Source organism: Mesorhizobium sp. C268A (assembly GCF_040324475.1).
Taxonomy (GTDB): Bacteria; Pseudomonadota; Alphaproteobacteria; order Rhizobiales; family Rhizobiaceae; genus Mesorhizobium.
This window is the reverse complement of sequence record NZ_JAMYVX010000001.1, coordinates 2,617,039-2,630,118: the sequence shown is the minus strand read 5'-3', so window position 1 is coordinate 2,630,118 and position 13,080 is coordinate 2,617,039. Positions and strand designations below refer to the sequence as shown.

Annotated in this window: 11 protein-coding genes and 1 pseudogene; 9 read left to right on the top strand and 3 right to left on the bottom strand. The window is 62.6% G+C overall.

Translation table 11 applies throughout. The features are described from left to right. The first annotated feature begins 196 nt into the window (after positions 1-196). The 6 genes and pseudogenes from NKL06_RS12750 (at position 197) to NKL06_RS12725 (ending at position 6,855) form a co-directional block, all read left to right on the top strand. A complete protein-coding gene (locus NKL06_RS12750; RefSeq protein WP_023681961.1) occupies positions 197-1,366 on the top strand; it encodes an acyl-CoA dehydrogenase family protein in 1,170 nt (389 codons plus the stop codon). 31 nt (positions 1,367-1,397) lie between these two features. Then, positions 1,398-2,606, top strand: coding sequence for an acetyl-CoA C-acetyltransferase (locus NKL06_RS12745; RefSeq protein WP_023669613.1), 1,209 nt, complete (start codon positions 1,398-1,400; stop codon positions 2,604-2,606). 23 nt (positions 2,607-2,629) lie between these two features. Further along, positions 2,630-4,849 carry a 3-hydroxyacyl-CoA dehydrogenase NAD-binding domain-containing protein gene (locus tag NKL06_RS12740; RefSeq protein ID WP_023692546.1) on the top strand — a complete coding sequence of 740 codons (2,220 nt, stop codon included), beginning with the start codon at positions 2,630-2,632 and terminating at the stop codon, positions 4,847-4,849. Positions 4,850-4,887: 38 nt separating this feature from the next. Beyond that, a pseudogene (locus NKL06_RS12735) lies at positions 4,888-5,017 on the top strand (thioesterase family protein); the annotation flags it as partial. 306 nt (positions 5,018-5,323) lie between these two features. Beyond that, entirely contained in the window at positions 5,324-5,974 is a 651-nt protein-coding gene (locus tag NKL06_RS12730) for a S24 family peptidase (RefSeq protein WP_023692544.1), read from the top strand. Positions 5,975-5,982: 8 nt separating this feature from the next. Next, positions 5,983-6,855, top strand: a complete 873-nt coding sequence (locus tag NKL06_RS12725) for a thermonuclease family protein (RefSeq protein ID WP_023692543.1) — start codon at positions 5,983-5,985, stop codon at positions 6,853-6,855. Here NKL06_RS12725 and NKL06_RS12720 read toward each other — a convergent pair. Continuing rightward, positions 6,818-8,467 carry a lysine--tRNA ligase gene (locus tag NKL06_RS12720; protein ID WP_023692542.1) on the bottom strand — a complete coding sequence of 550 codons (1,650 nt, stop codon included), beginning with the start codon at positions 8,465-8,467 and terminating at the stop codon, positions 6,818-6,820. The genes NKL06_RS12725 and NKL06_RS12720 overlap by 38 nt on opposite strands. Positions 8,468-8,623: 156 nt before the next feature. Here NKL06_RS12720 and NKL06_RS12715 point away from each other — a divergent pair, with 156 nt between their 5' ends. After that, positions 8,624-9,037, top strand: coding sequence for a tellurite resistance TerB family protein (locus NKL06_RS12715; RefSeq protein ID WP_023692541.1), 414 nt, complete (start codon positions 8,624-8,626; stop codon positions 9,035-9,037). 85 nt (positions 9,038-9,122) lie between these two features. Here the strand turns inward: NKL06_RS12715 and NKL06_RS12710 are convergent, their stop codons facing one another. Further along, positions 9,123-9,938 (bottom strand): ABC transporter substrate-binding protein, encoded by an 816-nt coding sequence (locus NKL06_RS12710; RefSeq protein WP_050589145.1) that lies wholly within the window; start codon positions 9,936-9,938, stop codon positions 9,123-9,125. Between the two features lie 296 nt (positions 9,939-10,234). Between NKL06_RS12710 and NKL06_RS12705 the strand changes: the two genes are divergently transcribed. Next, complete coding sequence (locus NKL06_RS12705; protein ID WP_023692539.1) at positions 10,235-10,966, top strand: helix-turn-helix transcriptional regulator; 732 nt, start codon at positions 10,235-10,237, stop codon at positions 10,964-10,966. A 275-nt stretch (positions 10,967-11,241) separates the two neighbouring features. Continuing rightward, a complete protein-coding gene (locus tag NKL06_RS12700) occupies positions 11,242-11,880 on the top strand; it encodes an acyl-homoserine-lactone synthase (protein ID WP_023692538.1) in 639 nt (212 codons plus the stop codon). 202 nt (positions 11,881-12,082) lie between these two features. Here the strand turns inward: NKL06_RS12700 and ppk2 are convergent, their stop codons facing one another. Next, positions 12,083-12,988: a polyphosphate kinase 2 gene (ppk2, locus tag NKL06_RS12695; RefSeq protein WP_023692537.1), complete on the bottom strand. Its 906-nt coding sequence runs from the start codon at positions 12,986-12,988 to the stop codon at positions 12,083-12,085. Positions 12,989-13,080 lie beyond the last annotated feature (92 nt).

The following is a 13,080-nucleotide window of genomic DNA, read 5'->3' as shown; positions in this document are numbered from 1 at the left end:
TGGCCCGAAGGGCCGGGAGGGGTCCTTGCGTGCAGTGCGCCGGCTGGTTGGCGCTTTGGTAGGAGATGATCGCAATGCCCCAAACCCGCGTCAATTCCGAAGATAAGGTCGAGCACGTCATCGGCGACCCCACCCGACCGCTTCGCGGCCACCCTCCCCTCGAGGGGGAGGGGGACGTTGGCGCGGGAGAAACGGCATGACAAATCCAGCCGAAGTGCTCTCCTTGCCGAAGCCCGCCTGGGCGGCGGACGAAGTCGGCATGCTCTACGACATGGCGCATCGCTTCATGTCGGAAGAGATCGCGCCGCGCTACGACGAGTTCGAGAAGAACGAGATGGTCGACCGCGAGAGCTGGCGCAAGGCAGGTTCCGCCGGCCTGCTCTGCGCCTCGATGCCGGAGGAATATGGCGGCTCCGGCGGCACCTTCGCGCATGAGAGCGCCATCATCGAGGCGATCGGCCATGTCGGCGTCGACGGTTTCGGCATCGGCCTGCACAATGCGATCGTTGCCCCTTACATCCTTCATTACGGCTCCGAGGAGCAGAAGAAGAAATGGCTGCCGAAGCTGGCAACCGGCGAACTGATCGGCGCCATCGCCATGACCGAGCCGGGCGCCGGCTCCGACCTGCAAGGCGTCAAGACGCGCGCCGAGAAGGACGGCAACCAGTACAAGATCAACGGCTCGAAAACCTTCATCACCAATGGCCAACTGGCCAATTTCATCATCGTCGTCACCAAGACCGATCCGGCCAAAGGCGCCAAGGGCACCTCGCTGATCGTCGTCGAGGCCGACGAGGCCGAAGGCTTCGAACGCGGCCGCAACCTCGACAAGATCGGCCTGAAGGCCAACGACACGTCGGAGCTGTTCTTCAATGATCTGCGCGTGCCGACCTCGAACCTGCTTGGCCACGAAGAGGGACAGGGCTTCATCCAGCTGATGCAGCAATTGCCGCAGGAGCGCCTGCAGATCGGCACCGGCGCGATCGCCATGATCGAGCGCGCGCTTGCTCTGACCATCGACTACGTCAAGGACCGCAAGGCCTTCGGCAAAGCGATCATCGAGTTCCAGAACACCCAGTTCAAGCTCGCCGAACTGAAGACCGAGGCCACCATCGGCCGCGTCTTCTACAATGATTGCGTCACCCGCCACATCAATGGCGGGCTGGATCCGGTGACGGCGTCGATGGCGAAATACTGGCTCTCGGACCTGCAGGGAAAAGTCGTCGACGAATGCCTTCAATTGCATGGCGGCTATGGCTACATGAATGAATATCCGATCGCCCGCATGTTCCGCGACGCCCGCGTCCAGCGCATCTACGGCGGCACCAACGAGATCATGAAATTGCTGATCGGCCGCTCTCTCTGAGAGCGACGTCGGCAAAGCAAGGAGCAAGCAAATGGCTGAAGCTTATGTCTATGACGCCGTGCGCACACCGCGCGGCAAGGGCAAGAAGGATGGCTCGCTGCACGAGGTGCCGGCGGTGCGGCTTGCGGCCAGGACGCTTGAAGCGTTGCGCGACCGCAACGGCCTCGACACTGCAAACGTCGACGACATCATCTTCGGCTGCGTCGATCCGGTCGGCGAAGCCGGCTCCGTCATTCCGCGTGCCGCCGCCTTCGAGGCCGGCTACGATAACAAGGCGCCGGGCATGCAGATCTCGCGCTTCTGCGCCTCAGGCCTCGACGCCATCAATTTCGGCGCCGCCAAGATCGCTCAAGGCGCCGACGAGATCGTCATTGCAGGCGGCGTGGAATCGATGTCGCGCGTCGGCATGGGCGCCTCGGGCGGCGCGTGGTTCATGGACCCGTCCGTCGGCCTGCCCGGCTGGTTCGTGCCGCAAGGCATTTCGGCCGACCTGATCGCCACCAAATACGGTTTTTCGCGCGACGACGTCGATGCCTATGCGGTCGAGAGCCAGAAGCGTGCGGGCAAGGCCTGGGCCGATGGCCGTTTCAAGAACTCCGTCATACCGATCAAGGACCAGAACGGCCTCACCATCCTCGATCATGACGAGCATATGCGGCCGTCGACCGACATGCAGTCGCTGGCCTCGCTCAACCCGTCCTTCGTCATGCCTGGCGAAATGGGCGGCTTCGACGCGGTCGCCGTGCAGAAGCATCCGGAAGTCGAAGAGGTCAACCACGTCCACCATGCCGGCAACTCGTCCGGCATCGTCGATGGTGCGGCCGCCGTACTGCTCGGCTCGAAGAAGGCCGGCAAGACGATGGGCCTGAAGCCACGCGCCCGCATCCGCGCCTTTGCCAACATCGGCTCCGAGCCGGTGCTGATGCTTACCGGTCCGGTCGACGTCACCGAGAAGCTTCTGAAGCGCGCCAAGATGAAGCTGTCGGATATCGACCTGTTCGAGCTCAACGAGGCCTTCGCCTCAGTGGTGCTGCGCTACATGCAGGCATTCGAAATCCCGCACGACAAGATCAACGTCAATGGCGGCGCCATCGCCATGGGCCATCCGCTCGGCGCCACCGGCGCGATGATCCTGGGCACGGTGCTGGACGAGCTCGAGCGCCGCGATTTGAACACCGCTCTGGTGACGCTCTGCATCGGCGCCGGCATGGGCACCGCAACGATTATCGAACGCGTCTGATTTTCGGCCGGAAGGAGAGAGACATGACTTATACAAACTTCACGGTCGACACCGACGCAGACGGCATCGCGCTGGTCACCTGGAACATGCCGGACCGCTCGATGAACGTCTTCACCGAAGAGGTGATGAACGAGCTCGACAAGATCATCGACCAGGTGGTGGCCGACGCCGCGATCAAGGGCGCGGTGATCACCTCGGGAAAGGACAGCTTCTCCGGCGGCGCCGACCTGACCATGCTGCAGAAGATGCTGGCCGTATTTGCCAAGGAGAAGACCAAGGACCCGGAGAAGGCGGCACAGCTTTTGTTCGACAATGCCGGCCGCATGGGTGGCTTGTGGCGCAAGCTCGAAACGTCGGGCAAACCTTGGGTCTCGGCGATCAACGGTACCTGCATGGGCGGCGCGTTCGAGCTGTCGCTGGCCTGTCATGGCCGCGTTGCCGCTGGCTCCGAAAAGGTCAAGATGGCCTTGCCGGAAGTCAAGGTCGGCATCTTCCCCGGCGCCGGTGGCACCCAACGCGTGCCGCGCCTGACCGACCAGCAGCAGGCGTTGCAGATGCTGACCACCGGCCAGACGCTGTCGCCGCAGAAAGCCAAGGCGATGGGGCTGATCCACGAGATCGCCGAACCCGGCAAGCTGATCGAGACCGCCAAAGCGATGATCAGGAACGGCCTGAAAGCCGTCCAGCCCTGGGACGAGAAGGGCTTCAAGCTGCCTGGCGGCCAAATCTATACGCCGGCCGGCTTCAATCTGTGGCCGCCGGCCATCGCCATCCTGCGCCGCGAGACCTACGGCAATTATCCGGCCGCCGCGGCCATCCTGAAATGCGTCTATGAGGGCCTGCTGGTGCCGTTCGACACCGGTCTGCGGATCGAACAGCGCTATTTCACCGAAATCATGCAGTCCAAGGAAGCAGCAGCGATGATCCGCTCGCTGTTCGTCTCGCTGCAGGAGCTCAACAAGGGCGCCCGCCGCCCGGCCGGCGTGCCGGAGACCAAGTTCAAGAAGATCGGTATTCTCGGCGCCGGCTTCATGGGTGCCGGCATCGCCTTTGTCACCGCCAAGGCCGGCATCCCGGTCGTCCTGCTCGACCGCGACATGGCGTCGGCCGAAAAGGGCAAGGCGCATTCCGACAGCCTGATCTCCGATCAGGTCAAGAAGGGCCGCGCCAAGCCCGAGGAGAAGGACAGACTTCTGTCGCTGATCACGCCGACGGCCGACTATGCCGATCTCGCCGGCTGCGATCTGGTGGTCGAGGCGGTGTTCGAGGATTCGGCCGTCAAGAAGACTGCCACCGAGCAGGCCGAAGCCGTGCTGAAATCGTCAGCGGTCTTCGCCTCCAACACCTCGACCATCCCGATCACTGCACTGGCCAAGAATTCGGCGCGGCCGAAGAATTTCGTCGGCATCCACTTCTTCTCGCCGGTCGACAAGATGATGCTGGTCGAGATCATCCTGGGCAAGAAGACCGGCGACAAGGCGCTGGCCACCGCGATCGATTTCGTGCGCGCCATCAAGAAGACGCCGATCGTCGTCAACGACACGCGCGGCTTCTACGTCAACCGCTGCGTGCTGCGCTACATGTCGGAAGCCTACAAGATGCTGATCGAAGGCGTTCCGGCGCCGATGATCGAGAACGCCGCCAAGGCCGCCGGCATGCCGGTCGGCCCGCTGGCGCTGACCGACGAGACAGCGATCGACCTTGCCCAGAAGATCATGAAGCAGACCATCAGGGACCTCGGAGACAAGTCTGTCGACCCCAGGCAGATGGCGCTGATCAACACGCTGGTCGACACCCATGGCCGCTTCGGCCGCAAGAACGGCAAGGGTTTTTACGACTATCCGGCCAAGCCTGCCAGGAAGAAGCTGTGGCCGGGCCTGAAGGATCTCTATCCGCAGCTGGAGGCCGAGAAGGTCGACTATGAGGAACTGCAGCAGCGCCTGCTGGTAACCATTGCGCTGGAAGCGGCCCGGGTGATGGAAGAGGGCATCGTCACCGATCCGCGCGAGGCCGATGTCGGCTCGATCCTCGCCTTCGGTTTCGCGCCATTCACCGGCGGCGCGCTGTCCTATATCGACGGCATCGGCGCCGGGGAGTTCGTCAGAATAGCCAAGGGCCTGCAGAAGAAATACGGCGCCGAGTTCAAGGCGCCCAAGCTGCTGCTTGACCTGGCGGAGAAGGGCGAGACCTTCTACCAGCGCTTCGATCCCTATGCGAAAGGCGAAGTGCAGAAGGCCGCTTGAGCTAGCGCCCCATGTACGTCTGAGGGCGCCTTGCGCGCATGGCCACGGCAAGGCGCGCCGTGACCCTTACGCGGTCGGCAGCGAAAGTCGGCTGGCTTTTCGCTGCCTGCCGACATCGACTTCAACCTCCATCTCAACAACGCCCGCTACATGATGCTCGCCGACCTCGCGCATGACCCCGAAAACCGGAGTCGATTTTCGGAAAGGATCATGCGCCAAATCAAATGCTACTGCGTCCTTGGCGCGTCCGATAGGACGCTCGCCCGCTCCGTTCAACCGCGGCCGCCGACCGAGGCCGAGCGGGTTTGCATGACCTCCACCAAGGATTGCGCAGCCTGCCCAAGGCAGTTTGAGGCATCCATGACGACTTCGCCGCACGCAGCTTTTTGAGAGATCGGGCCGCGCGCCGGTGGACAATCGGATGACCGCGCGTTAGAAGGAAAAGGTATTTTTTCCTGTTTTGAGGAGAGCGAATTGCTCTCGCATGACCGAGTTTGGGCCGCCATCGACGCTCTCGCCGAGCGCTATTCGTTATCGGCCTCCGGCCTGGCCCGGCGAGCTGGTCTGGACTCCACCGCTTTCAACAAGTCGAAGCGGCTGTCCTCGGATGGGCGGCCGCGCTGGCCCTCGACCGAATCGCTGGCCAAGATCATCGAGGCGACAGGCGCTTCGCTCGACGAATTCACCGGGCTGGTCGAAGGCCGCGCCAAGACAGCTTCGGGCCCGTTAGCCTCGCAGCGTTCGGCGGTGCCGCTGCTCGGCTTCGCCCAGGCCGGCGCCGGCGGCTTCTTCGATGATGCCGGCTATCCCTCCGGCCAGGGCTGGGACCTTGTCGAGCTTCCGGCGCGGGCAACCGAAACCTCCTATGCGTTGAAGGTGCAGGGTGATTCCATGCTGCCGCTGTACCGCAATGGCGATGTGCTGATCGTCGAGCCGGGGGCCGCTACCCGCAAGGGCGACCGCGTCGTCGTCAAGACCAATGCCGGCGAAGTCATGGCCAAGGTGCTGGAGCGCCAGACGACGAAATCGATCGTGCTGATCTCGCTCAACCCCGACCACCCGGACCGCGACATCGCGATGCGCGATGTCGAATGGGTGGCGCGGATCGTCTGGGCAAGCCAGTAGGTCTCGCGGTGCGTCTGCTTCAAATCCTCATAGCCCTCCTGGCGATCCCGGTGATGGTCGCCATTGTCGTCGCCGGCGGTCGCGCGCTGCATCGCGACGGCCCCGCCATTACTGTCGGCCAGATCGACCCGGACACCGAGGCCGTGCCCGAGGAGCCGGCGACGTCGGCGATCCCCGAGGTCCAGCCCGTCAAGCCTCCGATGCACTCGCCTCAGGTGCATTCGAGGGCGATCGATCCCGAGGCCATCGCTCCGCCGCCGCTGCTGGTAGAAGAACTTGAACGGGTTGAGCCACGCGCGCCGCTGAGCGACCTGGCGCTGGCCGGACCGCCCAAGCCGCGTGGGCGCAGAGCGGTCGACGACTGGGGAGGAACAAAGCTGTTCCAGCCGGTCGCGGCCGCCGCCGGCCTGATCGAAGCCAATGGTTATTCCGTGACGGTCTCCGGCATCGACATCGTCAGGCAAGACGAGACCTGCACCGAGGACGGCAAGTCCTGGGCTTGCGGTATCAGGGCGCGCACGGCGTTCCGGTCTTTCCTGCGCGGCCGGGCCGTTGCCTGCAAGGTGCCGCCGGAGGCCGACCGTGCGCTGATCGCCGCCGAATGCCGCATCGGCAAGCTGGATGTCGGCCAGTGGCTGGTCGAAAACGGCTGGGCGCGCGCCACGGCAGGCGGCCCCTATGTCGAAGCGGGCGACAAGGCGCGCGCCGCCAAGAAGGGCGTCTTCGGCGCCGCGCCCGATCTTGGCGGCCTGCCACCGGCGCCAACGCCTGTTGCGGCACCGACGGCGTCGCAACCGATCCTCGATGCCCCGGCGATAGACACGCCGCCGGCCGGGACGGAAATTACGCCGCCAACTGACCAGCCAGCGCCCGCTCAATGAGCGCGCGGGTTTCGGCGATGCCGTAGAGGGCTGCGAACGAACCGAAGCGCGGTCCGCGTTCCTGGCCGATCAGCACCTGGTAGATCATCTGGAAGAAAGCGCCCGAGACACCAGGGCCGCCGTCCGGGCTCTTCTTCGAATGGTCCTGATAGCGTTCGATCTTGCGCGCCACGTTGAGCGAAGCGTTCTGGATCGCTTCGCCGTCGGCGCCGGCCGGCAGGCCAGCAAGCGCGTTGCCAAGCGCTTCCAGCGCCACGCGTTCGACATCGTCGGCCGGCCGGAAGGTCTTCGTCGGCTTCACGAAATCGTCGAAGTAGCGGATAGCGAAACCGACCAGCTGGTCGAGTTCGGGATGCGTCGCCGGCGTCACGCCAGATGCATGGCGCGAGATGAAGCCCCACAGCACATCCTTGTTTTGCGCGTTGGAGGCGCTGACCAGGTTGAGCAGCAGCGAGAACGGCACCGGCATGTCGATGGAAGGCGGCTTGCCGTCATGCATGTGCCAGACCGGATTGCCCAGCCGCTCCTTCCAGTCCTGGCGCGGATAGGCGTTGAGGAAGGTGTAGTACTCGTCGACGGCGCGTGGGATGACGTCGAAATAGAGCTTTTTCGCCTGCCTTGGCCGCTGATACATATAGAGGCCGAGGCTTTCGGTCGGCGCGTAGCGCAGCCATTCGTCGATGGTCAGCCCGTTGCCCTTCGACTTCGAGATCTTCTGGCCGTTCTCGTCCAGGAACAGTTCGTAGACGAAATGCTCGGGCGCGCGCCCGCCGAGAATGTTGCAGATGCGGTCGTAGATCACCGCATTCGTCTGGTGGTCCTTGCCGAACATTTCGAAATCGACACCGAGCGCTGCCCAGCGCATGCCGAAATCCGGCTTCCACTGCAGCTTGACCTTCCCGCCGGTCACCGAAAGCGTGGTCTCGGTGCCCTCATCGTCGAAGGTGATGGTGCCGGCCTTGGCGTCGACATGCTTCATCGGCACGTAGAGCACGCGCCCGCTCTTCGGCGAGATCGGCAGGAACGGGCTGTAGGTTGCCTGCCGCTCCGGCCCCAGCGTCGGCAGCATCACCGCCATGATCTGCTCGTAGCGCTCGGCGGCGCACACCAGCATCGCATCGAAGCGGCCGGCCTTGTAGTACTGCGTGGCGCTGGCGAATTCGTAGTCGAAGCCGAACGTGTCGAGGAAGCGGCACAGCATCGCGTTGTTGTGGTCGGCAAAGCTCGCATAGTCGCCGCCGAACGGATTGGGCACTGACGAAAGCGGCATATGAAGATAAGGCTCGAGGGCTGCGCGATCCGGCACATTGTCGGGGATCTTGCGCATGCCGTCCATGTCGTCGGAGAAGCAGAGCAGCTTGGTCTTGACCTTGTTCCCGGTCAGCACGTGAAAGGCATGGCGCACCATCGAGGTGCGCGCGACCTCGCCGAACGTGCCGATATGCGGCAGACCCGACGGACCGTAGCCGGTCTCGAACAGGACGGTCTCGGGAAAGTCGGCGCCTTTGTAGCGCTCGATGATCTTTTTGGCTTCCTCGAACGGCCAGGCCTTGCTTTCGGCGGCTGCCGCAAGCATTTCGGGGTTGAGATCGGCGATGTTTGATCCCGTCATGTCAAAGTTCCAGTCATGGCCGGCTTTCGCGGCTGGTAAGATTTTTCAACCGGGTCTCTAGGCGCGACAGGGCGGAGCGTCAACGATATCAGGCGTTTTCGTTGCGACGGCGCCGTGGCGTCCCTACTTTCGACCCTCACTATCAAGGAGTTTTGAATGCCGTTGCCGTCCACCCATGAAGCCCTGATCTACCTGATGGTCATCACCTCGGCTTCCGATCGCGACATGACCGATATCGAACTGGCGCGCATCGGCGACGTCGTCCGCAGCTGGCCGGTGTTCGAGGATTTCAAGCAGGACAGGCTGATCGCCATTGCGCAGGACTGCCAGAAGATGCTGCATGAAAAGGATGGATTGGAAGGCGTGCTCGAGCGTGTCGCGGAGACTTTGCCCGAGCGGTTGCGCGACACCGCTTATGCCGCCGCCTTCGAAGTTGCCGCCGTCGATCTCGAAATGCGCATGGAGGAATTGCGGGTGCTGCAGTTGATCCGGCGTGAGCTCGATGTCGACACGCTGACCGCCGCGGCCATCGCGCGCGGGGCGAAGGCCCGCCTGCGCACGCTGACCTGATCCAGTCCGTAGAGGAAGCTGACCGGGGCCGGATCAGAAAAAGCTGACCGGGAACCGGATCAGAAGAAGCTGACCGGGAACCGGATCAGAAGAAACTGACCGGGAAATAGCGGAGGTAGAATTCGGCGAAGGTGCCTTTCACCGATATCTCCTGCAGCGCGTAGTCCATGGCTGCGGCCAGCGCTGGGTCGCTGGCCCGGGTGGCAATGGTCATGCCGGAGCCCAGATATTCCGGCGCCAGGTAGGGTCCACCGGCGAAGCGGCAGCAACCGGCGGCGTCCGTGCCGCCCAGCCAGAAGGAAAAGCGCATGCCGTCGCCGAAGGCGGCATCGATCTTGGCGCTCTTCAAGTCGCTGTAGAGGTCTTCCGGCCGGTCGAAGCGGATGATCTGCACGGTGCCGAAATAATCGCGCAGCATCTTTTCATGCGCCGAGCCGGCCAGCACGCCGACCCGCTTCGAGCGCAATTTGTCGAGGATCGGCTCGGCGAAGGCCTTGGTCTTCGGCATGATGAAGCGCGCCGGAAACTGTAGATAGGAGCGCGAAAAGCTGTACTTCGCCCGCGTCTCCGGCGTTGCGGCGATGCCGGCGATGATCGCCTCGCCTTCGCCCTTCTGCAACGCGTCGTCGAGTTCGGCCCAGGGCAGCGCCTGGATCTGGCATTTGTCGGCGATGTCGAGTTCGGCGCAAATCGCCCGCGCCAGGTCGATGTGGAAGCCGGACAGTCGGCCCGTGCCGTCGAGAAAATTGAAGGGCGGGAAATCGGTTGTGGTGAGGAACCTGAGCCTCGGCAGCGCCGCAAGGTCCGGCTTCGGCAGCCGCTCCTTGGCATCCCAAAGCACCGGCACCTGCGGTTCCGCTGCCCGCACAGCGCCGGCAAACGGCTGCACTCCGATCAGCATCGACAGCAAGGCGATGGTTATCCAGCGTGATGTCACAAAAAACTCCGCCCGTCTTGGCCGTTGGCTTGTGATACGAAAACGGCGCAGGCACAATTGTTTTTGATTTCAAAGGGCAAATTTCGGGTTATGCTTTGGCGAGGTTGCAAATAGCCGCACAGAGTCGGCCCGGGGTTGGCGGTCGCTGGCGTTAGAAAAGCTAAGGATGTGGCTTTGCAATCCGGGGTTGATGGCTAAGTGCGGGGCAGGCACGTAGCATCGGTCTCAAGAGCGGTAGGCAACATGGGGTAGATGTTGCGATGGGTTATTTTGACCGGACACTTGAATATATTGACCGGGTGCAGCGTGCCGACTCGTCGGCTGCGGTGTGCGAGCAGCTACTTAGTGTCACCTCGAATTTCGGATTGACGGCCCTGATAGCCGCAACGGTGCCGCAGCCCGGTACACCAAGCAGCCAGACGAAGGACCATGTGCTGCTCTGCGATTGGCCTAGCGAATGGCTGGAGCGTTACTTATCGCGCAACTACGTCGACCACGATCCGGTCGTCAGCCATTTGAAGCAGTTTCGGGCACCATTCCAATGGCGCGATGCCGTTCAAAGCATGCCCGCCGACAAGAGCAGCGCCGAGGTAATGCGCGACGCCCGCCAGTTCAAGCTGCGTGACGGCCTCGCCTTCCCGCTGATCACGCTCGAAGGCCAGATCGCGCTGGTCTCGCTGGGCGGTGAGGCGGTCGAACTGTCCGAAGCCGAATTCGCAATGGTCTCGCTGGCCTCCACCTATGCCATCGGCCGCGCCATGCAGCTTCAAACGACGGCCGGCAAATCTATCGATCACATTGAATTGACGCCGCGCGAGCGCGAATGCCTGCAATGGGCGGCGGTCGGAAAATCCGAGTGGGAGATTTCGCAGATCCTCGGCATCTCGGAGCATACCTCTGAGAAACACCTTCTCAACGCCAAGAGCAAACTAGGCGCCGCCAACCGTGTGCAGGCAGTCGCCGAAGCAGTCAGGCACGGCTATATCAGCTAGGCTGGTTCTGGCGGCCCGAAATTTATGGCCGCATTGTTGGCGTCATATCTTCAGAAAAGACCGGCCCCTGTCGTCCTCTTGAGACGGCTAATGCTTTCTTAACGCCAAAAGCAGACTCGGCGTCGCCAACAGGGTGCACGCCATCGCGGAGGCGTTTAGACGCAGCTATATTAGCCATGTCGGCTGTGGCAGCCTGGAAATCCTTGCCAACACCTTCGCGCAATTTTTTCGGGAAAGCCCGGCCGTATCTTCCTCTTAAGCCCAGGAGACGGCTAATGCTATTTTCCCTTACCACTCAACAACTGATGGAACGTCCCGACCTATGGGAGGCCGTCCATCGCCTGCGTTACAAGGTCTTCGTCGATGAGATGCGGTGGACCGATCTCGATCGCCCGGACGGCCTCGAAATCGATCAATTCGACCATGATGAGGCCGAACACCACCTTGTCATACGCAATGGCGAGCTTGCAGGCTATCATCGGATGCTGCCGACCACACGGCCGCATCTCCTTAGCGATGTGATGCCGGAACTCTGCGAGGGAAAGCGCCCTTCGGGACCGAATGTCTGGGAGCTAACCCGTTACGCGGTGGCGCCAGGCTTTCGCGATGGTAAGCGCGGCGTGTCTACGGTCGGCACCGAACTGATCGCCGGCTTCGTCGAATGGGGCCTTGCTCGCAATGTCGATCAGGTCATTATCGAGGTCGAGCCGGTGTGGGTGCTGCGGACGCTGCAGTTGCACTTCCTGGCGACGCCGCTCGGTTACCAGCGCACCTATGGCAACCAGCAGGTCGTCGCCACACTGCTGACCTTCAACGAGCATACGCTGGATGTCGTGCGTTCGCGCCGCAACCATCACGCCCCGGTGTTGGTCAGGGGCACCCCCCACATGCTCGGCATGCGGCAGGCGTCGTGAGACTGTCTTCACCCGACGCGCTTTAATGCATGTCGCTCAAAAGTGGCCCCGGGTTTGAGAGAACGACATGCATGAAACAAAGACCTAAAGCGCGTCGCGTGGATCCGTTCAAATGCGACGCGCTTTAGACAATGGCCACAGAGCCCACCTCCGTGTGGGGGTGGGCTCTGTAATTTCAGCCTCTGCCTATCGAGGCCAGTCTCTACTTCTCGAGAAACGACGGCCCTTCGCCGACGATCTTCTTATCTTCCTTGCCGATGGCGTCGAGATCGCGCCCATCATAGGGCAGTGACAACAGGATGCGCCGCATGACGGCCAGCCGCGAGCGTCGCTTGTCATTGGCCCGCACGATGATCCAGGGCGCGAACTGTTTGTGCGTGCGCTCGACCATCTGGTCGCGCGCCTTGGTGTAGTCGTCCCATTTGGTGATGCCGGCAATATCGATCGGCGAGAACTTCCAGTTCTTCAGCGGCGACCAGCGGCGGTCGTGAAACCGTTCCAGCTGGGTCTCGCGGCCGATGTTGAGCCAGAATTTGAAGAAATAGATGCCCTCATTGGAGATCATCCGCTCGAAATGCGGCGTCTCGTCGAGGAATTTTGCATGCTGTTCCGGTGTGCAGAAGCCCATCACCGGCTCGACGCCGCCGCGGTTGTACCAGGAACGGTCGAAGGTGACGAATTCGCCCGATGTCGGGAAATGGGCGACGTAGCGCTGGTAGTACCATTGCCCGACTTCGGTTGGGGTCGGCTTGATCAGCGCCACATTGCGCGCGGTTCGAGGATTGAGATACTGGCGCAGCACCGAGATGGTGCCGCCCTTGCCGGCGGCATCGCGCCCCTCGAACAGCGACATCACTCTGCTGCCGGTCGCCTGGAGCCAGGCCTGCGCCTTGACCAGTTCGATCTGCAGCCGCTCCAGCGTCTCGTCATACTCCTCGCTCTTCATTTTCTTGTCGTAGGGGTAGTCGCCTGCGGTCAGTTTGTGGTCCTCGATCCAGCTGGGAAGCTCAGGGTTTTCGATGTCGAACTCCCGCTCCTTGCCGTCCACCTTGATCTTCAGCGGCCCCTTTGCCGGCTCTGCGGCGGGACTTTCCTTGGCTTTTTTCATCGAGACGAACCTTTCCAGCTTGCGGACTCATGCTATGGGGGGCCTCAAACCCGGTCCAGCGGAAGTTTCGGAGGGACCGGCGCAGAAGCACG